The organism is Aggregatibacter sp. oral taxon 513 (assembly GCF_018128305.1).
GTDB classification, from domain to species: Bacteria; Pseudomonadota; Gammaproteobacteria; order Enterobacterales; family Pasteurellaceae; genus Aggregatibacter; species Aggregatibacter segnis_A.
The window spans coordinates 1,501,699-1,526,595 of sequence record NZ_CP072381.1; the positions used below are offsets into that span (position 1 = coordinate 1,501,699).

Here is a 24,897-nt window from a genome sequence, read left to right on the forward strand (position 1 = left end):
AGCCTGTCAAATGACAGGCTTTTTACCAAACATTATTTTGCTTTCCTTTATTACACTTCAATGCCGTCAAAAAGTGCGGTACTTAAATAACGCTCTGCCGCAGACGGTAAAATCACCACAATCAGTTTATCTTTAAATTCAGGCAGTTTCGCCAAGCGATCAGCCGCAGCGACAGCCGCACCGGAAGAAATACCGGCAAGAATCCCTTCTTCTGCCATCAAACGACGGGCAGTCACGATCGCCGTTTCACTATCAATCGTTTCCACTCGATCAATTAAGGAAAGATCGAGGTTTTTCGGAATAAAGCCTGCACCGATACCTTGAATCTTGTGTGGACCAGGTTTAACTTCTTCACCAGCAAGAGTTTGAGTAATCACCGGTGATTCAGCCGGTTCTACGGCAACGGAGATAATTTGTTTACCATGATCTAATTTAATGGCACGAGAAATCCCGGTGATGGTACCACCAGTGCCTACGCCTGCAACCAATACATCAATTTTACCTTCAGTGTCTTTCCAGATTTCTGGACCGGTGGTTTTACGGTGAATTTCCGGGTTTGCCGGATTTTCAAACTGTTTTAACATCACATAACGACTCGGATCAGATGCCACAATTTCTTCTGCTTTGGCAATCGCGCCTTTCATGCCTTTAGCACCTTCGGTAAGCACTAAATTCACGCCCAAACCGCGCAATAAACGCTTACGCTCATTGCTCATAGTTTCCGGCATGGTAAGCGTAATTTTATAACCGCGTGCCGCTGCTACATAGGCCAAAGCAATACCGGTGTTCCCGCTGGTCGCATCCACGATTTCTTTATCTTTCGTCAAAGAACCGTCTTTTTCGGCCTGCCAAACCATGTTCGCGCCGATACGGCATTTCACGCTAAAACTTGGGTTACGCCCTTCAATTTTCACCACGATATTGCCGTTGCCAAAATGTTTTAAACGCACCAACGGTGTATTACCGATAGAATAAGAATTGTCGTTATAAATAGTCATACTGTTCTCCAAAGCATAAGGAATATTTTATGGCACTAGTTTTAACACGAGAGCTCGCAATAAAAAAATAGCTATTTTTTATAAATAATAACTAAAAGCTATTTACTTACGATTTGTCCGCCAACGGAATGAGCATGATGCAAGCTCACCTCCGTGCCGGTTTTGTCTTGCGAAGAGCGCTTAAATAAACGGCGATATTCATTCACCCACATTGCCGTTGCACCACACACCGCGACAGGAATAATCACTAAATTCACGACCGGTACAAACGTGCATAATGAAACCAAACCACCGAAAGTAACGGTTACATTACGCTTAATGGCCAACTCATTTTTCATTACGTCAAAAGGAATCTTGTGATTATCAAAAGGATAGTCACAATATTGAATTGCAAACATCCAAGCCGTAAATACAAAAGTGGCAATCGGAACCACAGTTTGCCCGAGTAACGGAACAAAACCTAATAAAAACAAGACGATAATTTTAGGCAAACTATAAACCAACTTTTGCCATTCACGCCCTAACATACGAGGCACATCTTTCAGAAAATCCCATAAAGACATTTCCTGCAAATCTTCCCCTGTCAGCATTTTTTCGACTTTTTCTGCTAATAAGCCATTAAACGGCGCTGCGATAAAACCCGACAACGTCGTAAAAATAAAGTAAAACAGGATTAAAATCATCAAAATGGAAGCCAGCAATAAAATGCCGCTCAGCCACGCAAGCCAATCAGGAACATAGGACATAATGCCGTCAATATAACCTCCTATTTGACTCACAAACATCCAAAATAAGCCGCCTAACAATAGTACGTTTAATAAAATCGGCAGGATCACAAAACGGCGTAACCCCTTTTGTAAAATTAAGTGCCAGCCCATCACAAAATACTCAAAACCGGCTTTTATTTCTTGCTCTTTCAACATCACGTTCTCCCCCAAGGAAAAGAGGCCCAGAATACAAAGTGCGGCGAAAAAAATCAAACGTTGTCTCTCATCAATTTTGTAAAAATATGATAAGCTTACGCCCACTTATACATGAGTTTTACATGATGGGAGAGTCGGCAATGGATTTAAATACTATTTTGATTATCTTGGGGGTTATCGCCCTATTGGCATTGATTGCGCACGGCATTTGGTCAAACCGTCGCGAGAAATCCCAATATTTCAAAAACGCCAATACTTTTTCACAAAATCATCAACCCAATCGTTTTAATGCGCCGCAACCGGCACAGCCGATAACAGAAACACCGATTGCCGACAAACCGGTGCATTCTTTTGTCGAAGAAACGCCTCCACAACAACAAGCATTGGATTTTGAAGCTACTGCCACACCAAGCATAAACGAGCCTCATTCCATTGAGCGTGCCGTCGATGAAATTAAAATTACCTTACCGAATGGAACTTCCAACACAACATTGAATAACGTTGAATCAACGGCGTCCTATTCCTTTCATGAACAACCGACGCAACCTGTTCAACCCGTAATGACACAAGCTAATACGTCATTTCAATCTTATGATGAACCGTCTTATGCCGAGCCAAGCACAGTTTCCCCATCTGAAAGAAACTCGCTTCAAACAGAAAACGAATATGTGACGCCAACCGTTTCATTAAACCAGGCAAATGAACAACACACGACGACTACCCAATCAACAACCTCTGCGGTGGAGACGGTCTCAGAAAATCAACGTACGCCTGACTTCATTATGTTATATGTAGTTGCGCCAGAAAATCGTGAATTTAACGGTAGACGCTTAGCACAAGCACTCGATGGCCTAGGTTTTATTTTTGGCGATCAGCATATTTATCATCGCCATTTGGATTTAACTGCTGCCAGTCCAGTGCTATTCAGCGTGGCGAATTTACAACAGCCCGGCACCTTTAATCCTTATGACATGGACAATCTGGTCACCGTTGGTATTGCCATTTTCATGCAATTACCTTCACCGGGCAATGACATCGTCAATCTGAAAACCATGATTCGCGCCGCCCGTAGTTTGGCGGATGAACTTGGCGGTTTCGTCCTCACGGATAAACAAGAAATTTTCAACGACCACGCCGAACAGGAATATTTGGCCAAAGTAGCTTAATTCATCACGCGGCTTAAAAACGTTTTTAAAAACGACCGCACTTTTGGCTCGCTGAGCACCTAAAAAGTGCGGTCGTTTTTTCGATTATTTTTATGGAATCACAATGACAACTTCAATCCAACAACAAATTGACGACCTTAGAAAAACTCTGCGTTATCACGAATATCAATATCATGTGTTAGACGATCCGCAGATTCCCGACAGCGAGTACGATCGCCTTTTTCATCAGCTCAAAACCTTAGAACAACAACATCCCGAACTGATCACCGCCGATTCGCCGACCCAACGTGTAGGCGCGCGGCCGTTGTCAGAATTTGCGCAAATTAAACATGAACTTCCGATGCTCTCGTTGGATAACGCCTTTTCTGATGAGGAATTTTTGGCGTTCGTGAAACGTATTCAGGATCGTTTAGGACTTGTGCCAGAACCATTGACCTTTTGTTGCGAACCTAAATTGGACGGATTGGCAGTCAGCATTTTATATGTGAATGGCGTGCTGACCCAAGCGGCAACTCGCGGCGATGGTACAACGGGCGAAGACATCACACAAAACATTCGTACCATTCGTAACATTCCCTTGCAGCTATTGACGGACAATCCGCCAGCACGCTTGGAAGTGCGCGGTGAGGTGTTTATGCCGCACGAGGGGTTCGAGCGCCTAAATGAACGCGCCTTGGAACAGGGAGAAAAAACCTTTGCTAACCCGCGTAATGCAGCAGCAGGTTCCTTACGCCAATTGGATCCCAAAATCACTAGCCAACGTCCGTTAATGCTCAACGCGTACAGCATTGGTATTGCTGAAGGCATCGATTTGCCACCAACACACTATGAACGTTTGCAATGGTTGAAATCCGTCGGTGTGCCGGTAAATAGCGAAATCCGTTTATGTGATGGCGTTGAAAACGTTTTAAATTTCTACCGCACTATGATGGAAAAACGTAGTTCCTTGGGTTATGACATTGACGGTACGGTATTAAAAGTCAATGACATCGAATTGCAACAAAGACTGGGCTTTATTTCCAAAGCACCGCGTTGGGCAATCGCTTACAAATTTCCTGCACAAGAAGAACTAACAGTATTAAATGACGTGGAATTCCAAGTCGGTCGCACCGGTGCCATCACGCCTGTGGCTAAACTACAACCGGTGTTCGTTGCCGGCGTAACGGTAAGTAACGCGACCTTACATAACGGCGACGAGATCGAGCGTCTCAACATTGCTATCGGCGACACGGTGATTATTCGCCGTGCCGGCGATGTGATCCCACAAATTATTGGCGTCGTACATGATCGCCGCCCGGCCAATGCGCGCCAAATTGTCTTTCCAACGCGCTGTCCGGTGTGCGAGTCCTTAATCGTACGCATTGAAGGCGAAGCGGTGGCACGTTGCACAGGCGGGTTATTCTGTGCGGCACAACGCAAAGAAGCGCTAAAACATTTCGTCTCACGCAAAGCCATGGACATCGACGGTGTAGGTGCCAAACTGATTGAGCAACTGGTGGATCGCGAATTAGTTCATACTCCGGCAGATTTGTTTAAGTTGGATTTAACCACACTCACCCGCTTAGAACGCATGGGGCCGAAATCGGCTGAAAATGCGTTAGCCAGCTTAGAAAAAGCCAAACACACGACCCTCGCCCGTTTTATCTTTGCGTTGGGTATTCGTGATGTGGGTGAAGCCACGGCATTAAATCTGGCAAACCATTTCAAAACCTTAGAAGCCTTACAAAATGCCGATTTAGAACAGCTACAACAAGTGCCTGATGTGGGCGAAGTGGTCGCGAATCGCATTTTTGTGTTCTGGCGTGAAGAACACAATGTTGCCGTGGTGAATGATCTCATCGCTCAAGGCGTACATTGGGAAACTGTTGAAGTGCAGGATGTGAAAGAAAATCCGTTCAAAGACAAAACCGTGGTGCTCACCGGCACCCTTTCCCAAATGGGACGCAACGACGCCAAAGCACTGCTACAACAACTCGGCGCCAAAGTCAGTGGTAGTGTTTCAGCCAAAACCGACTATGTTATCGCCGGTGAAGCGGCAGGTTCCAAACTCAGCAAAGCGGCAGAATTAGGCGTGCAGGTATTGAGTGAGGAGGAGTTCTTGGCGTGGGTTAATGGATAAAGTGTAAGGACAGAAATCCATTTATCCCAAAGCAAAAAATAAGGACAGGCATAAAGCCTGTCCCTACAAAAAAAACTAAAAAAACAACCGCACTTTGAAACCATCTATTCAGCCATGCGTTCTTTATAATGCAATCGGCAGACCGATAAATAGCTGTCGTTGCCGCCAATTTGAATTTGATCCCCTTGTTTGACGACCTCGCCTTGTTCATTTAAACGCAATACGAAATTGGCTTTACGTCCGCAATAACAAATAGTCTTAAGTTCTTCCAACTGATCCGCCCATGCCAACAAATAGCGACTCCCTTCAAAAAGTTCTGCTTGAAAGTCGGTGCGCAAGCCATAACATAAAACAGGAATATTCAGTTTATCCACTACATCGCTCAGTTGATAAACCTGTTCTTTGGTTAAAAACTGTGCTTCATCCACCAAAATACAATGCAACGGCTCTTTCGTTACGTGTTGTTGAATTTCTGCAAATAAATCCGTCTCACGTGCGAAGGTATTCGCCTGTTCACTGATCCCAATACGCGAAGTCACGCGCCCGGCGCCGAAACGATCATCTATCGCCGCCGTATAAACCAGCGTGTTCATATTGCGTTCACGGTAGTTATAGGAAGATTGCAGCAAAGTTGTCGATTTTCCTGCATTCATAGTGGAATAATAAAAATACAACTTAGCCATTATTTGAGCACCCATTTCCAAAAGTAATAGCAGATAAAACCGGTGAAGGGCGGTAACGAGGCAAGAATAAAGACACCGATAGTGGTTCGCCCACCTGCCATTTGGCCAATCTCTGTTAAGAAATCAATCAGCTCATTTGTCGGTGTGGTAAACACAAAGAAACCGATAATCGCTAACATAACAAAACAGCCGATGCCGGCGGCTCGCATTGCTCTAAATTTAATGTTGTCCATAATGTTTCCTTAACTGAAGTGCGGTCAAAAAACGTTTAAATTTTTGACCGCACTTTGATTTGATATCGAATTAAACAGCAGTTAATTCGGTCATTGCCCAGCGGGGATGCACTTCGATGGTAAGATCTTGCTGCTGTCCTTGTTTTAAACGTAGAAAACCGGCATAGGCAATCATGGCGCCGTTATCGGTACAAAATTGCGGTTGTGGGTAAAACACTTCTCCCCCTAATTGTTGCATCAGCTCCGCCAAGGTTTGGCGCAACTGTTTATTGGCGCTCACGCCACCGGCAATCACTAAACGCTTCAAGCCTGTTTGCTTTAACGCACGCTTACATTTGATGGCGAGCGTGTCCACCACCGCCTCTTGGAACGCATAGGCAATATCCGCTTTGCTTTGCTCGGTTAACTCCCCTTCTTCTTGCATCACTTGATGAAGCGTATTGGCGGCAAAGGTTTTTAAACCGGAAAAACTAAAATCCAAACCAGGGCGGTCAGTCATCGGGCGAGGAAAAGCAAAACGATTTGGCGTGCCATTTAGCGCTAAACGAGCTAGTGCCGCACCGCCAGGATAATCTAATCCGAGTAATTTTGCCGTTTTATCAAACGCCTCACCTGCAGCGTCATCAATAGATTCGCCTAATAATTCGTAGCGTCCAACACCATCCACACGCACTAATTGAGTATGCCCGCCAGACACCAACAACGCTACAAAAGGAAAGTGCGGTGGATTTTCTTCCAGCATGGGTGCCAGTAAATGCCCTTCCATATGATGTACACCGATGGCAGGGATATTCCATGCGTACGCTAAAGAACGTGCTACGGTAGAACCCACTAACAATGCGCCGACTAAACCGGGGCCGCTTGTATAGGCCACGCCGTCAATGTCTTTCGCAGTAAGATTGGCTTCTTGTAAGGCAGCTTGTAATAATGGTGCTAATTTTCGGATATGATCACGCGAAGCCAGTTCCGGCACCACGCCGCCGTAATCGGCATGTAGCGCAATTTGCGTATGAAGTTGATTAGCAATCAAGCCTTTTTCTTCGTCATAAATGGCAACGCCCGTTTCATCACAAGACGTTTCAATGCCTAAAATTCGCATTTGTGTTCTCTTTATATGGGATTTAATTAGGGCGAATTTTACCTTTTTTACAAGGGTTTAACCAGTTTATCAAAACGGATTTCAGGAAAAGGTGAATCTTCCCTTTACTTTTCCTGTTAAGTTGGATTAAAATTGCGACCTTTATTGAATCTGCCACGACTTGTGGCAACAAGTAAAATTTAAATTGCAATTAAATTAATTAAACTCATTGAGGTGATTGGCTTATGCCTGTAATTAAAGTTCGTGAAAATGAATCCTTTGACGTAGCATTACGTCGTTTCAAACGCTCTTGCGAAAAAGCTGGTATCTTAGCGGAAGTTCGTGCTCGTGAATTCTACGAAAAACCAACGACAATTCGTAAACGTGAAAATGCAACTCGCGCAAAACGTCACGCAAAACGCGTTGCTCGTGAAAACGCTCGCAATACACGTTTATACTAATTAGCAGTATTTTTAACTCGAGTTATAAAAACCGTGAATCTTCCAAGGCTCACGGTTTTATTTTCTCTCAATCTCATCAGTTAGGCTCATATTTCGTTCACAATAAGAGGCAAAATACTCGATGAAAGGTTCCATTCCCCGCATATTTATAGACGATATTTTAACCAAAATTAACATCGTCGATTTAATTAATTCCCGCGTAAAACTGAAAAAAGCCGGCCGTGATTATCAAGCCTGTTGCCCGTTTCACCATGAAAAAACGCCTTCTTTTACCGTCAGCGATAAAAAGCAGTTTTATCATTGTTTCGGTTGTGGTGCGCATGGCAATGCTATTTCCTTTTTGATGGAATACGACAAGCTGGAATTTGTGGAAGCGGTGGAAGAACTGGCAGGCTTTCTCGGCTTGGAAATTCCCTACGAAAAACGACCGCACTTTAACGATAACGGCAAGCAAGTTGGCTATCAAACCAAGCGTAATCTGTACGAACTTATGCAGGAGATTGCTAAGTTTTATCAGCAACAATTGCCGTTAAATATTCCTGCACAAAGTTATCTGCAACAGCGTGGTTTATCTGCGGAAATCATTGAACGTTTTCAAATCGGTTATGTGCCAAACGCCATGGATACCGTTTATCGTCAATTTGGTAAAACACGTGAAGAGCAACAAAAACTGTTCGATTTAGGCATGTTGTCGCGCAATGATCGCGGCAATGTGTACGACAAATTCCGCAATCGAATTATGTTCCCAATTCGCGATCGTCGCGGGCGCACCGTGGCTTTCGGCGGACGCGTGTTAACCGATGAAAAACCAAAATACTTAAACTCACCGGAAACCGTCACCTATCACAAAGGCAGCGAGCTCTACGGTTTATTTGAAGCGCTACAAGCGGATGATTCACCACAAAAATTACTGGTTGTAGAGGGCTATATGGATGTGGTGGCACTCGCCCAATTCGGGGTGAATTACGCTGTGGCCTCGCTTGGCACCTCCACTACCTCGGAACAAATTCAATTACTTTTTCGCTCCACGGAACAAGTCATTTGTTGTTATGACGGCGATCGCGCCGGGCGTGATGCAGCATGGCGTGCACTGGAAAATGCGTTGCCTTATATGGAAGATGGTCGCCAACTGAAATTTATCTTTTTACCTGATGACGAAGACCCGGATAGTTTCATTCGTCAATACGGTAAGCAAGGCTTCGAGGAATACATTGAGAACGCACAATCTTTAAGTGAATTTTTGTTCGCTCACTTAACTCCAAAAGTGGATTTTTCCTCCAAAGAAGGCAAAGCGAAACTTGCCGCACTGGCAATTCCGCTGATTAAACAAATTCCGGGCGATGTGTTACGTTTGGATTTACGCAATATGCTTGCCAAGAAATTAGGTATTCTAGATCCCGCACAACTTGAAAGTTTGATGCCTAAGCAGGCAAAACAGGAAAATGAACCTGTAACACAAGGGATTCAATTTAAGCCCACCCCCATGCGTATTTTAATCGCGTTATTGTTACAAAACCCAGAGCTGGTGAAATTCGTACCAGATTTGGAGCCGCTCAAAAATTTGGACGAGCCGGGCTACGATTTACTTGCAGAATTGACCGCACTTTGCCGCGAAAAAGTGGGCATCAGTGCAGGGCAGTTACTGGAGCACTGGCGTGATACAAAACAACAAAAAACACTTGAAAAACTACTGGCGTGGAACCACTTGATTGAAGACGATAAGATCGAGGACACGTTCCGCGAAACATTACGTTACTTTTACCTGCAACTGGTTGATAAACGCATCCATTGGCTCATCGCTAAAGATCGTGCGGAAGGATTGGATCTCAACGAGAAAAAAGAGCTTTCACATTTGTTGGTAAAAAAACAAGAAAAGAAATAGTTAAACCTGAGTAAGAATGTTAGAATCCCTAGCATTTTATCTTCTCCAAATAAGTAAGCAAGGCGGATATCAAATATGGATCAAAATCCACAATCTCAATTGAAACTACTCATCGCTCAAGGGAAAGAGCAAGGTTATTTAACCTATGCTGAGGTGAATGACAGCCTCCCTGAAGAATTAGTCGATGCGGATCAAATTGAAGATATTATTCAGATGATCAACGACATGGGGATTCAAGTGTTGGAAACCGCACCGGATGCGGATGATCTAATGCTCAATGAAAATATCACCGATGAAGATGTCGTTGAAGAAGCGACCCAAGTATTATCCAGCGTAGAAGCAGAACTCGGTCGCACGACTGACCCGGTACGTATGTATATGCGCGAAATGGGTAGCGTAGAATTGCTCACCCGTGAAGGTGAAATTGATATTGCTAAACGAATTGAAGAAGGCATCAACGAAGTTCAAAGCGCTATTGCCGCTTACCCTGAAGCCATTACCTATCTCATTGAACAATATGATTTGGTAGAAAGTGGTGGCGTTCGTTTAGCTGACCTAATTACCGGTTTCGTGGATCCAAACGTATTAAGCGAATCAGAAACCGCAGAATTAGATGAATTCCAGTCAGAAGAAGGCGAAGAAAACGTTGCTGCAGCTGAAATTGATGATGAAAGCGAAGACGAAGAAGATAGCGAAGAAAGCGCCAGTGACGACAGCGATAGCGATAACAGCATTGATCCTGAAGTAGCACGTGAAAAATTCACCGCACTTAGACAACAACATCAAAAAACCCTAGAAATCATTGCAAAACACGGTCGAACCGGCAAAAAAGCGAAAGATGAAATTCAGGCATTATCTGATATATTCACTCAGTTCCGCTTAGTGCCGAAACAATTCGATACGTTAGTGCTCTCCATGAGAGATGTGATGAAACGTGTTCGTCATCAAGAGCGTCTGATTCAACGCCTTGTGGTGGATAACGCTAAAATGCCAAAATCCAATTTCCAAAAAAGCTTTATCGGCCACGAAACCAGCGATGTATGGTTGGTAAAAGCCCTTTCCGCCGGGAAGTCTTGGTCTGAAAAACTCGCCCAGTATGAAAATGAATTGCGCCAAGCGATTGCTCATTTAGTTCAAATTGAACAAGACACGCAGTTGACTATTCCGCAAATTCGAGAAATTGGTGAACGTATCTCACAAGGTGAACTCAAAGCCCGCCGTGCGAAAAAAGAAATGGTGGAAGCAAACCTTCGTTTGGTGATTTCCATTGCCAAAAAATACACCAACCGTGGCTTACAATTCCTTGATTTAATTCAAGAAGGCAACATCGGTTTAATGAAAGCCGTAGATAAATTTGAATACCGTCGTGGTTACAAATTCTCAACTTATGCCACTTGGTGGATTCGTCAGGCAATTACCCGTTCTATCGCAGACCAAGCACGTACTATTCGTATTCCGGTGCATATGATTGAGACCATCAACAAACTCAATCGTATTTCTCGCCAAATGTTACAAGAGATGGGACGCGAAGCTACACCGGAAGAATTAGCGGAACGCATGGGCATGCCGGAAGACAAAATCCGTAAAGTGCTGAAAATTGCCAAAGAACCGATTTCCATGGAAACCCCAATCGGTGATGACGATGATTCCCATTTAGGTGATTTCATCGAGGACTCTACCTTAGAGCTTCCTCTGGACTCTGCCACCGCACAAAGCTTAAAAGCCGCGACACACGAAGTGTTGGAAGGCTTAACGCCGCGTGAAGCGAAAGTGCTTCGTATGCGTTTCGGTATCGACATGAACACCGATCACACATTAGAAGAAGTCGGCAAACAATTTGACGTGACCCGTGAGCGTATTCGTCAAATCGAAGCAAAAGCACTACGCAAATTACGCCACCCGAGCCGTTCCGAAACTTTACGCAGTTTCTTGGACGAGTAATTTTTAATACAAGAAAAAAGGATAAGTCAAAAGGCTTATCCTTTTTTGTTTAAATTAAACACACACAAGATGGCGTGGCTAGACTTTAACCCGATATTTCCCTATAATCCCACCGCAACTCTTACCGCCCCCATAGCTCAGTCGGTTAGAGCAGTCGACTCATAATCGATTGGTCACAGGTTCAAGTCCTGTTGGGGGCACCACCCTAAATTTCCTCTAAAATTGATAACTCAAGCTGAACACGATGGTTCGTCCTCTAGCATAGTTATTTAAAATGGATTGTGTTTTTCCGCCATGGTCATCCGTATGGCATAATTCTCCCGGTGAGCAAGGCTGTGATGGTGCGCTACTTACGCTACTGTAATAACGTTGTGTTGCCGCATCGTTACCGGCATCCAGCGGATCAATATACTTCTTATCAAACAGATTCTGAATTTCTGTTTTTAAAACCAGATTTTCAATCGGCTCATAACTGACATATAAATCAAAAATCAACGGCTGTTTTTCAATGGTTTCCGTTTCTTTAATTGCATGATGGCCACGTCTTAAGGCATTCTTCTCAAATGCGGTACCATCAATATACCGTTCCTCAATGGAAGCACGTTTACTTTCACCGTAATAGCGAACTGCACCGCCGACCGTTAATTTCCGATCAAACCAACGGCTACCAAGCTCAAGGCGACCATAATCTCTTGGTAACGCAGAAATTCGAGTCAAACCGTAACCTTGTTTTAAAATATCTTCTTTTGACGCATTATTCGGACGAGGGCTGGCATCACTATAATTGGTTGGCTGATTGGTTCTTTGATAAGCGTACGAGAGATTCGTAAAGAATCTACCCATATCATAATTTAACTCTAATTCCACACCGCTCTTTTTCACCGTTTTAGCATAATTACGGTGTGCAATGGTAAATTGAAAACCGTTACTTTCTGCCCAAGTAGGCGCACCGCCTTGCCACCATTCGCCCCAAACATTATGAATATAATTTTTAATGTCACTACGATACCCGACGACTTTTATTCCTAGCACATCATCATTTCTCCAAACACCTTCCTTAAAGGTATTAAAACCCAATTGATAAGTCGAAGCACGCTCCGGTTTTAAATGAGTATTAACACCCGCATCGGAGACTTGAGAAAAATACATTTCCTGAATATTTGGCATACGGTTCGTTCTGGCATAGCCCACGAAAGGCATAAAGTAGTCATGAAGACGCGCACTGAAAATCGCAGAATGGTTTATTGCTGTTTTGTGGCCGGCTCTTCTTTCTAAGGGTTCATAAATTTGACAACCGCCGTTAGGATCACAATATTTTTTATAAATTTGAGAATCCTTGCCAAAAGCTTTTTCAAAATCTTCCGGAGAATTATAGTAACCCGCGTATTCGCCATTAAATTTATACTTAATCAAATTCACACTGTAATCCAGCTGATAGATATCACGAGTCAGTGACGTATCTAAATAAAAGGTCTGAAACTTTTGTTCACCGGAAGGCTGCAAGATACTCGATTTTTGTGGCAAAAGCCCTTTTGAACCTTTATAACGTCCAAGGAAATCGTATAAACCACCCTGCTGCGAAGAACCGTCATAAAATAAGCTAAGCTCTTCAGGGAATCGATTTTTGCTATATTCATTTTTGAAGAAGTTAAAACCTAAGATAGTTTTTAAATCAACGTCTTTTGGCAAGGTAAATCTGTAACTGTTACTGATGTCAAAAATATTAGCTGTATTTTTCGTTTCTAAATATTTCAATACTTCCCAGCCGGTAAACCGTGAACCTTGCGGATATTTGGATTTGCCCACGTTATGCGCTAACAACACATTCATATCAACATAGCCATTATCATTGAAGTTATAGTTAAGTTGATAATTACGGTTTTCAATTTTGCGAGTACCAATAGCATTATCCAAAGCACGTAATTGTAGATTTAACGTATGGCGATCGTCAGCATATTCAAACTTGACTAAATGACTATGAGCGCTTTGACGAATACTGCTTGGATCCAATGGCGCCAAACGATATTGGTCGTTATTGCGCTCAAAAGCCGCGTTAGTTTCATCAATTTGTTTTTGTAATTCAGGAGAGTGTTCCGGATCCTGTAAAATTCGTCTTCGCTCCGCATTACGATAATAACTGCAAGGATAGGCCTCCGGTTGAGATGGTGTGGGGGCATTACAAGCCCACATATTTTTATTCATATCCGGCATCCAACGGCCTTTAGCGTGATCAAACACAAACCCGGCTTCGGTAAATTCTTTCTTTTTTTGTTGTTGTAAAAAATCATCGCCTACATCCGCGATTTTCTGACCACCTCCGCCGATTTTATAATCTTGCGAGACTTCTCGGCGACTATATCCATATAACATGCCCATATAACCGCCGTTATCCAACCATTTTCGGGTAGCTGCCATCGCCATATAGTTGGATTTTGTTGCATTGGTGCCGGTCATCCCTTTGATAATAAAACCAATATTCTTATCCCCTACAATCACATCATTGACGCCCAATGTTCTGAAATTTGCCGAGCCATACAAAGAATTCACACCGTTTGTACCACTAAAGTTTCCCTTCGTTAAATCAATGCCGGCAATAAAATTCGGATCTAAGGATGCGCCAAATTGAGAATTACCACCAGCTTGCCCGGAATCCATTGAAGTGGAATAAAATGTTTGTGTAACACCATCCACCATAGTATTTGCCCGCCCAAAACCAGTTTCTCCACGAATATTTAACGACAAGACGCCGGAGCCTTTATCTTGTTGGGTAAATGCGCCCGGCATACTACGAACAACGTTATCAATGTTTTGTGTTTCTTTAAAAACATGTTCTCGCGTGCTTTTCGCTTTCGCTTCAGTAAACGGTTTTTTCTCATTAGCAATGATTCTTTCAACCACGTCAATTTGATCTAATTGCTCTTCAGCATAGGCAATGTTGATCACATTAAACACACAAAGTGTTATTACATTAAATTTGATGGCGTTACGCATTTTTCTCCTCAAGATCCTAATAAAAGTTTTTATCCAATAAAAAACAACATCACAAATAAACAAGCAATGACATACATAAAAATTTATGACTACGTATATTTATCCATTTTTGATGATGGACTTATTTTAAGTTGAAAAATAAGATATAAGCAAATAAAAAATAAAAGGAGAGGAAAGAGAAATAAAAAAAGTGCGGTGAAAATCCACCGCACTTTTTACTGAAAATGAAAGGAAAGCGAGTTAAACGCTAGCAAACAACAAGATTGACGTTCTTATTTTTTAATAACTCATCAATGCTTGGCGGGACATCCGAATCGGTGAACACATACTCTACATCTGTAATGGAGCCCAGTTTGACCATCGCGCGTCGACTAAACTTAGAATGGTCTGTTACCAACAAGGTATTACGGGAATTTTCAATGATCGCCCGTTTTACTTGTACTTCATGATAATCGTAATCCAACAACGTACCGTCCAAATCAATGGCGCTGATACCTAAGATCCCGAAATCCAAACGGAACTGTGATAAAAACTCCACCGTTGACTCACCGATAATGCCGCCGTCTTGACGCAAAGACCCACTGGCGATGGTGATATCAAAAGAGTCATTTTGCATGAGAATATGTGCCGCGTTGAGGTTATTGGTCACAATACGCAGTTTTTGATGGGCTAATAAGGCAAAGGCAACCGCTTCAGAGGTCGTACCGATATCAATAAAGAGTGAAGCGCCGTTAGGAATAAGTTGCACCACTTGATTCGCAATGCGATTTTTTTCTTGAGAGAAAAAGTGTTTGCGATCGTGATAATCGCTATTTTCTGCGGTAGAAGGTGAGGCCGCGCCACCATGATGACGGCGAATCACGTTCGCTTCTGCCAGTTCATTTAAATCACGTCGAATTGTTTGGGGGCTCACATCAAATAACGCCACCAACTCATCTGTACTTAAATATCCTTTTTGTTTAACCAATTCGACAATTTTTTGATGACGAAGAGATTGTCTCATGTGTATTCCTTAGTTGTTAAAATAACACTTCGGGCTGTTAATTTATCTTATTTTTACTCGAAGATCACGACTTTACGCGAATATTTCGATCCAAAAACGCCACTAACATTCCCACCAATAAACCGGAAATATGCGCTGTGTTCCCAATATTGATATCCACTAACGGGCCGGCAAAACCGAGCAAAATCCCCACCACTAACATATAAAAAAAGCCATCCGGCACTTCAAAATCGGTCTGTTTATTCAGTTTGTCCAATACAAACACATAGCCCAATACGGCGTACACCACGCCAGACAAACCGAAAAATGCCGGTCCGCTTGCGATATTTTGCGCCACGCCACTGACCACCCCGGCAAGTAGATAAATCTGAAGTAATTTAATGCTCCCTAACTGCCGTTCAATCGCTCCACCAAAAATCCACCACCAGGTGAGATTAAACAGAATATGCATATTGGATAAATGCACTAACGTATGGCTGAGATAACGCCAAATCTCGTCTTCTTGCCCCAGTTCAGCCGGGAAATGGGAGAGTAATAAAATAGGTTCGGCAAAACCTAAAAACATCAAAAGGTAAATCAAGGCACAAAGTGCGGTCAGAAAGACGGTTATTTTTTGCTGTTGGAAATAAGATAAAAAAGAAAAGCGACTATTTGCCTGAGAGTTAGCGGAAGGCACTTCATGAAAAACATTGAGTGGACTGGTGCCGTTTTGCCACGCTTGCGCATTTTTTCGGCCCAGCCATTCCATTAAAAAAACGTCGGTTTCCTGTTCAATCGCAAAAAAGTGCGGTGTGTTTTCCGATAGAAAAACATCATAGACGATCTTGCCCTGCGCATTTCGGTTTTCTTCAACAAGCACTTCCGCGTGATATTTCGTACGAATATGCGCCTGAAAATCACGCACTAAGTCAGGGATTTCACTACCAAACAAATGCTGCATTTGCTATATTCCTTTTCCAAAATTTAACCGATGGAGAAAAAATGAGAAATTCAAATTTGCCTCAAGGATTTAGCCCGTTCAGTTGGGCAATTGCTCTCTTTTGTTTGCCAATTTTACTTTGGCCTTTGGCACAATTGGTTTCACCGCATTTATTGAACAATCCGCACCTCAGCGACATTCAAGTCCGCGTCATGTCGATTTTTCTCTGGTGTTATCCATTGGCATTAGTCATCCTAGCGCGGATTTTTTATCGACTACATCAACGTAAACCAGCTTTTGCACGTCGAGGTTTAGCCTTAAGTGCGGTCATATTTTACGGCGTTTTAGGTTATATCATCGCCGTTGGATTTAATTAATATGCCGTTTCCAGCGGTAAGTTAGCGCCCACCCAAGCGGCGAATCCGCCTTGCACACTGTAAACCTTTTCATAGCCACGTTGCAGTAAAAACGTGGCAACACTGCGACTGCTCACGCCATGATAGCAACTCACCAGAATCGGCTGATCGTAGTCATATTCCGCTTCAAAATCCGGCCAAGTGTGTTCTGTTAAATTCACCGCACCTTGAGCATGAGAATAACTGAAGCACGCCGAATCCCGCACATCCGCCAACACAGCATTTTCATCCTTTTGTAACATTTCCCACGCTTGTTGTGGCGTGATTTCAATAAAATCTGTCATAACATTTTATTCATTAATACGTATTGAAGCTTATGTCGTAAGGTATTTAGCCGTATATATCAACAACGATGTTTAAGCACTACCTTTCAACATAAAGTAAAAATAGTAACGATTGACTTACGAATAAACGATTTTCTTCCAAATATCAGTATAAAAGGTGGGCAAAATTAACCTTTTTCAGCCAAAAACTCAACGTTTTTTTAACAAATAAAACAGCATTCAAAATCATCACCTCTGACAAAACCGCCCCTATTTCTACCGCACTTTTTTTTGTTTTGCGATCAAGCTCCCAAAAGTGCGGTCGTTTTCTCGTGCATTTTTTCGATTTTCGGCAAAGTACGCCCGTTGATTAATTCAACGTGTATTTAACTTTAGTCTGAAAAGGAATCACTATGAAAGTAATGAAACATCTTTTGGCTTCTCTGTTCGTGTTAGGAACGGTGTTTACCGGCACTGCCATGGCAACAGAAAAGGCGGCAGAACCTGCAGCACAAACAGAGCAAACTGCCGCAACGACCACCGTTAGCCAGAAAGTCAACATCAACACCGCCTCCGCCGCTGAAATTCAAAAAGCGCTTGTGGGTATCGGGGCGAAAAAAGCGGAAGCCGTTGTGCAATACCGTGAAAAACACGGCGCGTTTAGTGCTATCGAGCAATTATTAGAAGTGCAAGGCATCGGCAAAGCTACGCTCGAAAAAAATCGCGATCGCATCGCACTGTAATCTCTCTCCTCTACTTTGTTTTTATGTAAGACGAGGCAATGCGCCTCGTCTTTTTTATTGGGTGCGTTATAATACGAGGCATTTTTCAAAATGCACTTCACAAAACAAGTAAGAGAGCAAGCATGAAACAAAAAATTGTTTTAGCCACCGGCAATCAGGGTAAAGTCAGAGAAATGGCAGATGTGTTAGCAGATTTCGGTTTTGAGGTTATCGCCCAAACCGACTTAGGCATCGACAGCCCGGAAGAAACCGGCCTAACCTTTGTAGAAAACGCCATTTTAAAAGCCCGCTATGCAGCGGAAAAATCCGGTTTACCGGCGATTGCTGACGATTCCGGCTTAGTGGTTGAAGCGTTAAACGGCGCGCCGGGCTTATATTCCGCACGTTATGCCGGCGTAGATGGTGAACAGGCTGATGCGAAAAATCGTGAAAAATTGTTAGCGGAATTGGCGAATGTGCCAACCGAGCACCGCAGTGCGCAATTTGTTAGCACCATCGTGTTATTACAACATCCAACCGATCCGTCCCCGATTATTGCGCAAGGCGCATGTCACGGTGTCATTACTTTTGAAGAAAAAGGCGACAATGGCTTTGGTTATGACTCACTCTTTTTCAGCCCGGAGACAGGTTGCACCTTTGCCGAACTGGAAACTGCCGAGAAAAAGAAAATTTCCCACCGTGCCCGTGCATTAGCCGTACTTAAAGCCAAATTGGGCGCCTAAAGTGCGGTCAGTTTTCACAATGAATTTTAAGGAAAGTAAAAGATGATTATTACCACTACGCCTCACATCGAAGGCAAACAAATTGTCGAATATAAACAACTGGTGTTCGGCGAAGTGGTTGCCGGTTCGAATTTTATCCGCGACTTTTTTGCCGGCATTACCGACATTATCGGTGGACGCTCAGGCATGTATGAATCACGCATTACCAAATCGCGCAAAGAAGCGTTAGATGAAATGCAAAAAAATGCTCAAGCATTAGGCGCTAATGCCGTTGTGGGCGTAGAAGTTAATTACACCACCATCACCTCCGATGCCAAAAGCATGTTTATGATTGTGGCAAGCGGTACTGCGGTGGTCGTTCACTAATGATAACACCGCCGTTAAATCCGTTGCGGTTACCACCGCTGAGTTTATACATTCATATTCCCTGGTGTGTGCAAAAATGCCCGTATTGCGATTTCAACTCGCATGCGCAAAAAGGCACTATTCCCGAACAGGCGTATGTGCGCCATTTACTTACCGATTTAACGGCGGATTTATCACGTTATCAGGAAAGCGTGCAACAGCGCCCATTACATTCTATTTTTATCGGTGGCGGCACACCGAGCCTGTTTAGCGCAGAAAACATCGCCTATTTATTACATCAAATCGAGCAACGCATTCCTTTTGAACCCAACATTGAAATTACCCTCGAAGCCAATCCTGGTACGGCTGAAGCCGAACGTTTTTTAGGTTATGTACAAGCCGGCGTCAATCGTATTTCCATGGGCATTCAAAGTTTTTCTGATGAAAAATTGCAAAAACTCGGGCGTATTCATAATGCTGCCGAGGCGAAAAGTGCGGTAGGTTTTGCCCGTGTTTCTTCTCTGCGTAGTTTTAATTTGGATTTAATGCACGGTTTACCCAACCAAACATTAAACGAAGCCTTAGATGATTTACATCAAGCCATTGAACTGGCACCGCCGCATTTGTCTTGGTATCAGCTCACCATCGAGCCGAATACGATGTTTGCCTACCGTCCACCGAAACTGCCTGATGACGATGAATTGTGGGATATTTTTGAGCAAGGTCATCAGTTATTAACGGCTGCAGGCTATCAACAATACGAAACTTCAGCCTACGCCAAACCGGGCTTTCAGTGCCAACACAATTTAAATTATTGGCGCTTCGGCGATTATCTTGCCATTGGTTGCGGTGCACACGGCAAACTCAGTTTTCCAAACGGGAAAATTTTGCGTTACAGCAAAACCAAACACCCAAAAGGCTACATGCGCGGCGAATATTTGTACGAAGAACGGGACGTCAGCGCTGAAGATCGCCCTTTTGAATTCTTTATGAATCGTTTTCGCTTGTTGGAAGCCGTGCCGAAAGGTGAATTTGAACAATTCACCGGCTTGTCATTAAGTGCGGTAGATAAGACGATGGCTTGGGCGCTGGATCAAAAATTCATCACGGAAACCGACCGCACTTGGCAAGTCACCGAGCATGGAAAACTGTTTTTAAACGAGCTATTAGAAGCCTTTTTGCCGGAATAACGTATCTCTACTTGTTTATGCCAAGGAAACTGATTAAAGTAAACGCAATCGTTTACGCGATTTAACCGCGTAATTTTGTGATGTAAGGAGAAAAAATGAATCAACTTGAAATGAAAAAAATCGCCGCGCAAGCGGCTTTGCAATTTGTGAAGCCGGATATGATCGTAGGCGTGGGGAGCGGTTCGACCGTGAATTGCTTTATCGAAGCCTTGGGAACGCTAAAAGATCAAATTAAAGGCGCGGTGGCAGCATCGAAAAATTCAGAAGAACGCCTCCGCCAGCAAGGTATTGAAGTTTTTAGTACAAATGACGTTTCCAGTTTAGATATTTATGTGGATGGCGCGGATGAAATCAACCCACAAAAAATGATGATCAAAGGCGGCGGCGCGGCATTAACCCGTGAAAAAATTGTGGCTGCACTTGCAAAAAATTTCATCTGCATCGTGGATAGCAGCAAACAAGTGGATGTGTTAGGCTCAACTTTCCCGTTACCGATTGAAGTTATCCCAATGGCACGTTCACAAGTGGCACGTAAATTAGTCACACTTGGCGGCGCACCGGAATACCGCGAAGGCGTCGTCACCGATAACGGCAACATCATTTTAGACGTACATAATTTTGCTATTATGAATCCGGTGGAAATGGAAAAAGAATTAAATAACATTGCAGGCGTCGTTACTAACGGCGTATTCGCTTTACGCCCGGCAAACACCGTGATTGTCGGCACACCGGAAGGTGCAAAAATCATTTAAAAATAATCGGAGACAAATATGACATCAAAAGTTTCATTAGATAAAAATAAAATCAAATTTGTGTTGTTGGAAGGAGTTCACCAAAGCACTCTAGACACCTTGCACGCCGCAGGCTACACCAACATTGATTACTACAAAAAAGCGTTAGACGGTGATGAATTAAAAGAAGCCATCAAAGATGCCCACTTTATCGGCTTACGTTCGCGCACCCATTTAACCGAAGAAATGATTGCAGCCGCACCGAAATTGATCGCCATCGGCTGTTTCTGTATCGGTACCAATCAAGTGGATTTAAATGCGGCGAAAGTACGCGGTATTCCGGTCTTTAATGCGCCGTTCTCTAATACGCGTTCTGTGGCAGAATTAGTGTTAGGTGAAATCCTATTATTAATGCGCAACATTCCGCAAGCCAATGCCGATGTGCACCGTGGTTTATGGAATAAATCGGCGGTGGGTTCACACGAAGTACGTGGCAAAAAATTAGGGATCGTGGGTTACGGCCATATCGGTTCACAACTGAGTATTATTGCCGAATCCATGGGGATGGATGTCCATTTCTACGACATTGAAAACAAACTTCCTCTAGGCAACGCCAAACAAGTTCGTAGCTTGGAAGAATTGCTCGGTTCTTGCGATGTCATTTCCCTGCACGTACCTGAATTGCCATCTACCCGCAACTTAATCAGCGCAGAACGTATTGCCCAATTAAAACAAGACGCCATTCTGATTAACGCGGCACGCGGAACCGTTGTGGACATTGACGCGTTAGCCAAAGCATTAGAAGAAGGCAAAATACGCGGTGCGGCAATCGACGTATTCCCGGAAGAGCCGGCATCCATTAACGAAGAATTTATTTCCCCATTACGCAAATTCGATAATGTGATCTTAACGCCGCACATCGGTGGTTCTACCGCTGAAGCACAAGAAAATATTGGATTTGAAGTCGCCGGAAAATTTGTGAAATATTCCGACAACGGCTCAACCTTATCTTCCGTTAACTTCCCGGAAGTGTCTCTACCGGAACACGAAGGCTCCAAACGCTTGTTGCACATTCACGAAAACAGTCCGGGTATCTTGACCAAAATCAACCAAATTTTCGTTGAGGCCAATGTTAATATCGCTGCGCAATATTTACAGACCGATCCGAAAATCGGCTATGTTGTCATTGATGTGGAAACCGACGATTCCGCACCATTGATCGATAAATTGCGTCATATTGAGGGCACAATTCGCACACGCGTGTTGTTCTAAAAATAAAATAAAAAAAATGCGGTGGATTTTGAACCTGTTTTTAAACCCACCGCACTTTTTATTACCTTTAACTAGGAATTAACCCATTCCACAACATCTTTTGTTAATCGCCCAATTTCCTGCCAATTTTTCGCATTAATCAGATTCTTCTCAACAAACCAAGAACCACCACATGCCAATACATTTGAAATCGCCAAATACTCCTTAATATTCTGCATCCCAATGCCTCCTGTAGGCATGATGTCTAACTGAGAATAAGGCCCCAACAAGGCTTTGATCATTTTTACTCCGCCCGAAGCCTCTGCCGGAAAGAACTTCACGGTTTCGATCCCCATGTCTAATGCCGCTTCAATAGCCATCGGATTATTGACCCCCGGCGTGATCGGTAAATCTAAATCTTGGCATAATTGCACAATTTTCGGGTTAAACCCCGGTGTGACCACAAAATCAGCCCCACTGTTTTTCGCGGCGACAACCTGCTCAGCGTTTAACACTGTTCCAGCAGCAATCAAAAAGTCCGGTCGTTGTTGGCGCAGTAAACGGATGGCTTCCGCAGCGGCTGGCGAACGAAATGTAATTTCCGCTACCGGTAAACCATTGTTTGCTAACGTATCTGCCAGTGGCAAAATATCTTCTGCTCGATCCAAGGCAATCACCGGCACGACTTTAAGTTCACGAAGTTGCTCGGTAATTTGGGCTAACGTCAAAGACATACTCTCTCCTTTTTTATCTTTTTATTGTCGGGCTAGTGTTTAATTTCGATGCCCTCAAATTCCAGAATTTTATTCAGTGCCTCCGCCAAATCCGCCGTGAAATTAATTTTTTTAATTTCCGGTAAGCTACCGGATTTCACGATAGTACGTAACGGTTGGAATTGCATATTGCACATATAAAGCTGTTGATGTGGGAGCATATGTTGCACAAAACGCGTAAGTGCGTGAATTCCCCCGGTATCCAATACCGTCACCGCATCGCATTGTAAAACAATGTGTTTAATTTCGTGGTCGGTGTGTACAGTCTTATCATGTAAATCAGCAAATAAATTATCTGCTGCAGCGAAAAAGAGCGGTCCGCTAATACGATAAATTAAGACATCATCTAAATCCTCCGGCACAGCAATGCTGATGGATTTGGTCATTTCAGCGATGGTGCGAATAAACAGCAAGCTTGCCAACAACACGCCCACAGAAATGGCGATCACCATGTCGAATAACACGGTCAATACCAAGCAAACCAATAACACGGTGATTTCATTACGCCCGGAGCGACGAATTAACTGAATAATTTGTGGCAAGTCCGCCATGTGCCAAGCCACCACCAGCAATAATGCTGCCATAGACGACAACGGCAAATAAGAAAGCGCCGGCGCAAAAAATAACAAGGCAAACAGCACTAATAGCGCATGCACCACGCCGGAAAGTGGTGACACCGCACCAGATTTAACGTTAACGGCTGAACGGGCAATTGCCGCAGTGGCGGTAATACCACCGAAGAACGGTGATGCGATATTGCCTAATCCTTGCGCCAATAATTCGTTATTGGAATGGTGCTTGGTGTCCGTCATGTTATCTAACACAACAGCACATAAGAGAGATTCAATGGCACCTAAAACCGCCATTGAGAACCCTGCAGGAAGCAGTCGTTGAATGGTATCGAAATTCCAGTCAATTACGTTGCCATGAAGATCAGGAATATTCCACGGCAGTACAAATTCAGGCAAAACATTTGGAATACCAAAACCTGTGCTGCCATCGGAAAGCGTATATTGGAATTCGGTTCCGATCGTCGCCACAGAAAAGCCAAAATGAGTTAAGCCTAAAGATAATAAAGTCGCAATAATGACTGCCGGTAAATGACCCGGAATCGGTAAACGAAGTTTATGCCATTGGGTTAATACGATGAGTGTGATAATGCCTACTGCGGTATCCGCCCAGCTGATACTTGAAAGTGCGGTCAAAATAACTTGTACTTTTTCAAGGTAATGAGAAGGCATCTTTTCAATACTTAAACCGAGAAAATCCTTAATTTGCAACGTGGCAATCACAATACCGATCCCCGATGTAAAACCGAGTGTCACCGGCAACGGGATATATTCAATTAGTCGCCCTAAACGGAACAGCGCCATTAATACTAAAATAATGCCTGACAATAATGTCGCCATCAACAAGCCACTTAGTCCGAATTGTTGCGTCACAGGATATAAAATGACTACAAATGCGGCGGTAGGCCCCGAAATATTAAAACGGGATCCCCCCGTTAACGCAATAATCATTCCCGCAATAATTGCCGTGTACAAACCATGTTGCGGCGGCACACCACTGGCAATCGCCAATGCCATGGAAAGCGGAATAGCAATAATCCCCACAGTCAAACCGGCAATAATATCTTTAACCAAATGACGGGAGCTATAGCCCGCGTGAAAGCTGTCTTTCAACGCACTGAAAGGTTTCACCGCAAGAAACACATTTTTAGAAAGAAACCATTTTTTTAACATAATTCATAATCGTAGATGAGAAATTGAATGGAATAACCATGAGTGGATGCTTATTTTACCTGATTATTGGCGAAATTTTTATCGTCTGATGGGGCAAATCACAAAAATACTTGACGAGGCTCAATGAAATCCTTATAGTTCGCACGTCCTAATCACGGTGAGATGTCCGAGTGGTTGAAGGAGCACGCCTGGAAAGCGTGTATGTGGGAAACTGCATCGAGGGTTCGAATCCCTCTCTCACCGCCATTCTTAATGAATTTTCTTTTTTAATCTTTATTTGTTCCAATCTATTTCAGTTATACTGAGCAACATTTTCAACAATAA

The 24,897-nt window shown here is 43.4% G+C and carries 23 protein-coding genes and 2 tRNA genes; 14 read left to right on the forward strand and 11 right to left on the reverse strand.

Annotated elements, in window-relative coordinates; all coding sequences use genetic code 11:
• Nucleotides 1-50 precede the first annotated feature (50 nt).
• Nucleotides 51-998: a cysteine synthase A gene (gene cysK, locus J5A60_RS07205; RefSeq protein ID WP_048749326.1), complete on the reverse strand. Its 948-nt coding sequence runs from the start codon at nt 996-998 to the stop codon at nt 51-53.
• 98 nt (nt 999-1,096) lie between these two features.
• Nucleotides 1,097-1,921, reverse strand: coding sequence for a sulfate transporter CysZ (gene cysZ / locus J5A60_RS07210; RefSeq protein WP_212509924.1), 825 nt, complete (start codon nt 1,919-1,921; stop codon nt 1,097-1,099).
• 140 nt (nt 1,922-2,061) lie between these two features.
• Here cysZ and zipA point away from each other — a divergent pair, with 140 nt between their 5' ends.
• Both zipA and ligA read left to right on the forward strand, forming a co-directional pair.
• On the forward strand, nt 2,062-3,087 hold the full coding sequence (gene zipA, locus J5A60_RS07215) for a cell division protein ZipA (RefSeq protein WP_212509925.1): 1,026 nt from the start codon (nt 2,062-2,064) through the stop codon (nt 3,085-3,087).
• 103 nt (nt 3,088-3,190) lie between these two features.
• Nucleotides 3,191-5,206 carry an NAD-dependent DNA ligase LigA gene (gene ligA, locus J5A60_RS07220; protein WP_212509926.1) on the forward strand — a complete coding sequence of 672 codons (2,016 nt, stop codon included), beginning with the start codon at nt 3,191-3,193 and terminating at the stop codon, nt 5,204-5,206.
• A 104-nt stretch (nt 5,207-5,310) separates the two neighbouring features.
• Here the strand turns inward: ligA and J5A60_RS07225 are convergent, their stop codons facing one another.
• From J5A60_RS07225 to tsaD, 3 genes are all read right to left on the reverse strand, one after another.
• The gene (locus tag J5A60_RS07225; RefSeq protein WP_212509927.1) at nt 5,311-5,889 is read right to left on the reverse strand and encodes a thymidine kinase; all 579 of its coding nucleotides are present in this window, start codon (nt 5,887-5,889) and stop codon (nt 5,311-5,313) included.
• Nucleotides 5,889-6,122 (reverse strand): hypothetical protein, encoded by a 234-nt coding sequence (locus J5A60_RS07230; RefSeq protein ID WP_111305210.1) that lies wholly within the window; start codon nt 6,120-6,122, stop codon nt 5,889-5,891. Before J5A60_RS07230 ends, J5A60_RS07225 begins: the two co-directional genes overlap by 1 nt.
• Before the next feature lie 70 nt (nt 6,123-6,192).
• The gene (gene tsaD, locus J5A60_RS07235; RefSeq protein WP_212509928.1) at nt 6,193-7,221 is read right to left on the reverse strand and encodes a tRNA (adenosine(37)-N6)-threonylcarbamoyltransferase complex transferase subunit TsaD; all 1,029 of its coding nucleotides are present in this window, start codon (nt 7,219-7,221) and stop codon (nt 6,193-6,195) included.
• 224 nt (nt 7,222-7,445) lie between these two features.
• Between tsaD and rpsU the strand changes: the two genes are divergently transcribed.
• From rpsU to J5A60_RS07255, 4 genes are all read left to right on the forward strand, one after another.
• Complete coding sequence (gene rpsU / locus J5A60_RS07240; protein ID WP_005701713.1) at nt 7,446-7,661, forward strand: 30S ribosomal protein S21; 216 nt, start codon at nt 7,446-7,448, stop codon at nt 7,659-7,661.
• A 121-nt stretch (nt 7,662-7,782) separates the two neighbouring features.
• Entirely contained in the window at nt 7,783-9,543 is a 1,761-nt protein-coding gene (gene dnaG, locus J5A60_RS07245; protein ID WP_109859618.1) for a DNA primase, read from the forward strand.
• A gap of 75 nt (nt 9,544-9,618) precedes the next feature.
• Entirely contained in the window at nt 9,619-11,484 is a 1,866-nt protein-coding gene (gene rpoD / locus J5A60_RS07250; RefSeq protein ID WP_109859617.1) for an RNA polymerase sigma factor RpoD, read from the forward strand.
• A 126-nt stretch (nt 11,485-11,610) separates the two neighbouring features.
• Nucleotides 11,611-11,687 (forward strand) — tRNA-Ile (locus J5A60_RS07255).
• A gap of 13 nt (nt 11,688-11,700) precedes the next feature.
• On the opposite strand, the gene J5A60_RS07260 is transcribed toward J5A60_RS07255, so the two are convergent.
• From J5A60_RS07260 to J5A60_RS07270, 3 genes are all read right to left on the reverse strand, one after another.
• Nucleotides 11,701-14,475 carry a TonB-dependent receptor domain-containing protein gene (locus tag J5A60_RS07260; RefSeq protein ID WP_212509929.1) on the reverse strand — a complete coding sequence of 925 codons (2,775 nt, stop codon included), beginning with the start codon at nt 14,473-14,475 and terminating at the stop codon, nt 11,701-11,703.
• 247 nt (nt 14,476-14,722) lie between these two features.
• Entirely contained in the window at nt 14,723-15,478 is a 756-nt protein-coding gene (locus tag J5A60_RS07265) for a DeoR/GlpR family transcriptional regulator (RefSeq protein WP_109431940.1), read from the reverse strand.
• Between the two features lie 64 nt (nt 15,479-15,542).
• Entirely contained in the window at nt 15,543-16,418 is an 876-nt protein-coding gene (locus J5A60_RS07270) for a rhomboid family intramembrane serine protease (protein ID WP_212509930.1), read from the reverse strand.
• Between the two features lie 41 nt (nt 16,419-16,459).
• Here J5A60_RS07270 and J5A60_RS07275 point away from each other — a divergent pair, with 41 nt between their 5' ends.
• Nucleotides 16,460-16,774, forward strand: a complete 315-nt coding sequence (locus J5A60_RS07275) for a DUF5389 domain-containing protein (RefSeq protein WP_109128229.1) — start codon at nt 16,460-16,462, stop codon at nt 16,772-16,774.
• Here the strand turns inward: J5A60_RS07275 and glpE are convergent.
• Nucleotides 16,771-17,097 carry a thiosulfate sulfurtransferase GlpE gene (gene glpE / locus J5A60_RS07280; protein WP_212509931.1) on the reverse strand — a complete coding sequence of 109 codons (327 nt, stop codon included), beginning with the start codon at nt 17,095-17,097 and terminating at the stop codon, nt 16,771-16,773. The genes J5A60_RS07275 and glpE overlap by 4 nt on opposite strands.
• Before the next feature lie 392 nt (nt 17,098-17,489).
• On the opposite strand from glpE, the gene J5A60_RS07285 reads away from it, so the two are divergent.
• The 6 genes from J5A60_RS07285 (at nt 17,490) to serA (ending at nt 22,079) form a co-directional block, all read left to right on the forward strand.
• On the forward strand, nt 17,490-17,819 hold the full coding sequence (locus J5A60_RS07285; RefSeq protein ID WP_212509932.1) for a helix-hairpin-helix domain-containing protein: 330 nt from the start codon (nt 17,490-17,492) through the stop codon (nt 17,817-17,819).
• Between the two features lie 122 nt (nt 17,820-17,941).
• The gene (rdgB, locus tag J5A60_RS07290; protein ID WP_212509933.1) at nt 17,942-18,541 is read left to right on the forward strand and encodes an RdgB/HAM1 family non-canonical purine NTP pyrophosphatase; all 600 of its coding nucleotides are present in this window, start codon (nt 17,942-17,944) and stop codon (nt 18,539-18,541) included.
• A gap of 42 nt (nt 18,542-18,583) precedes the next feature.
• Nucleotides 18,584-18,907, forward strand: coding sequence for a YbjQ family protein (locus J5A60_RS07295; protein WP_212509934.1), 324 nt, complete (start codon nt 18,584-18,586; stop codon nt 18,905-18,907).
• On the forward strand, nt 18,907-20,076 hold the full coding sequence (gene hemW / locus J5A60_RS07300) for a radical SAM family heme chaperone HemW (RefSeq protein ID WP_212509935.1): 1,170 nt from the start codon (nt 18,907-18,909) through the stop codon (nt 20,074-20,076). Before J5A60_RS07295 ends, hemW begins: the two co-directional genes overlap by 1 nt.
• 95 nt (nt 20,077-20,171) lie before the next feature.
• On the forward strand, nt 20,172-20,828 hold the full coding sequence (gene rpiA, locus J5A60_RS07305) for a ribose-5-phosphate isomerase RpiA (protein ID WP_212509936.1): 657 nt from the start codon (nt 20,172-20,174) through the stop codon (nt 20,826-20,828).
• 18 nt (nt 20,829-20,846) lie between these two features.
• Nucleotides 20,847-22,079 (forward strand): phosphoglycerate dehydrogenase, encoded by a 1,233-nt coding sequence (gene serA / locus J5A60_RS07310; RefSeq protein ID WP_212509937.1) that lies wholly within the window; start codon nt 20,847-20,849, stop codon nt 22,077-22,079.
• Between the two features lie 71 nt (nt 22,080-22,150).
• On the opposite strand, the gene J5A60_RS07315 is transcribed toward serA, so the two are convergent.
• Nucleotides 22,151-22,792 carry a bifunctional 4-hydroxy-2-oxoglutarate aldolase/2-dehydro-3-deoxy-phosphogluconate aldolase gene (locus J5A60_RS07315; RefSeq protein WP_212509938.1) on the reverse strand — a complete coding sequence of 214 codons (642 nt, stop codon included), beginning with the start codon at nt 22,790-22,792 and terminating at the stop codon, nt 22,151-22,153.
• A gap of 32 nt (nt 22,793-22,824) precedes the next feature.
• Nucleotides 22,825-24,573: a C4-dicarboxylic acid transporter DauA gene (gene dauA, locus J5A60_RS07320; protein ID WP_212509939.1), complete on the reverse strand. Its 1,749-nt coding sequence runs from the start codon at nt 24,571-24,573 to the stop codon at nt 22,825-22,827.
• 156 nt (nt 24,574-24,729) lie between these two features.
• Between dauA and J5A60_RS07325 the strand changes: the two genes are divergently transcribed.
• Nucleotides 24,730-24,819: transfer RNA gene (locus tag J5A60_RS07325), tRNA-Ser, on the forward strand.
• Nucleotides 24,820-24,897: the final 78 nt, after the last annotated feature.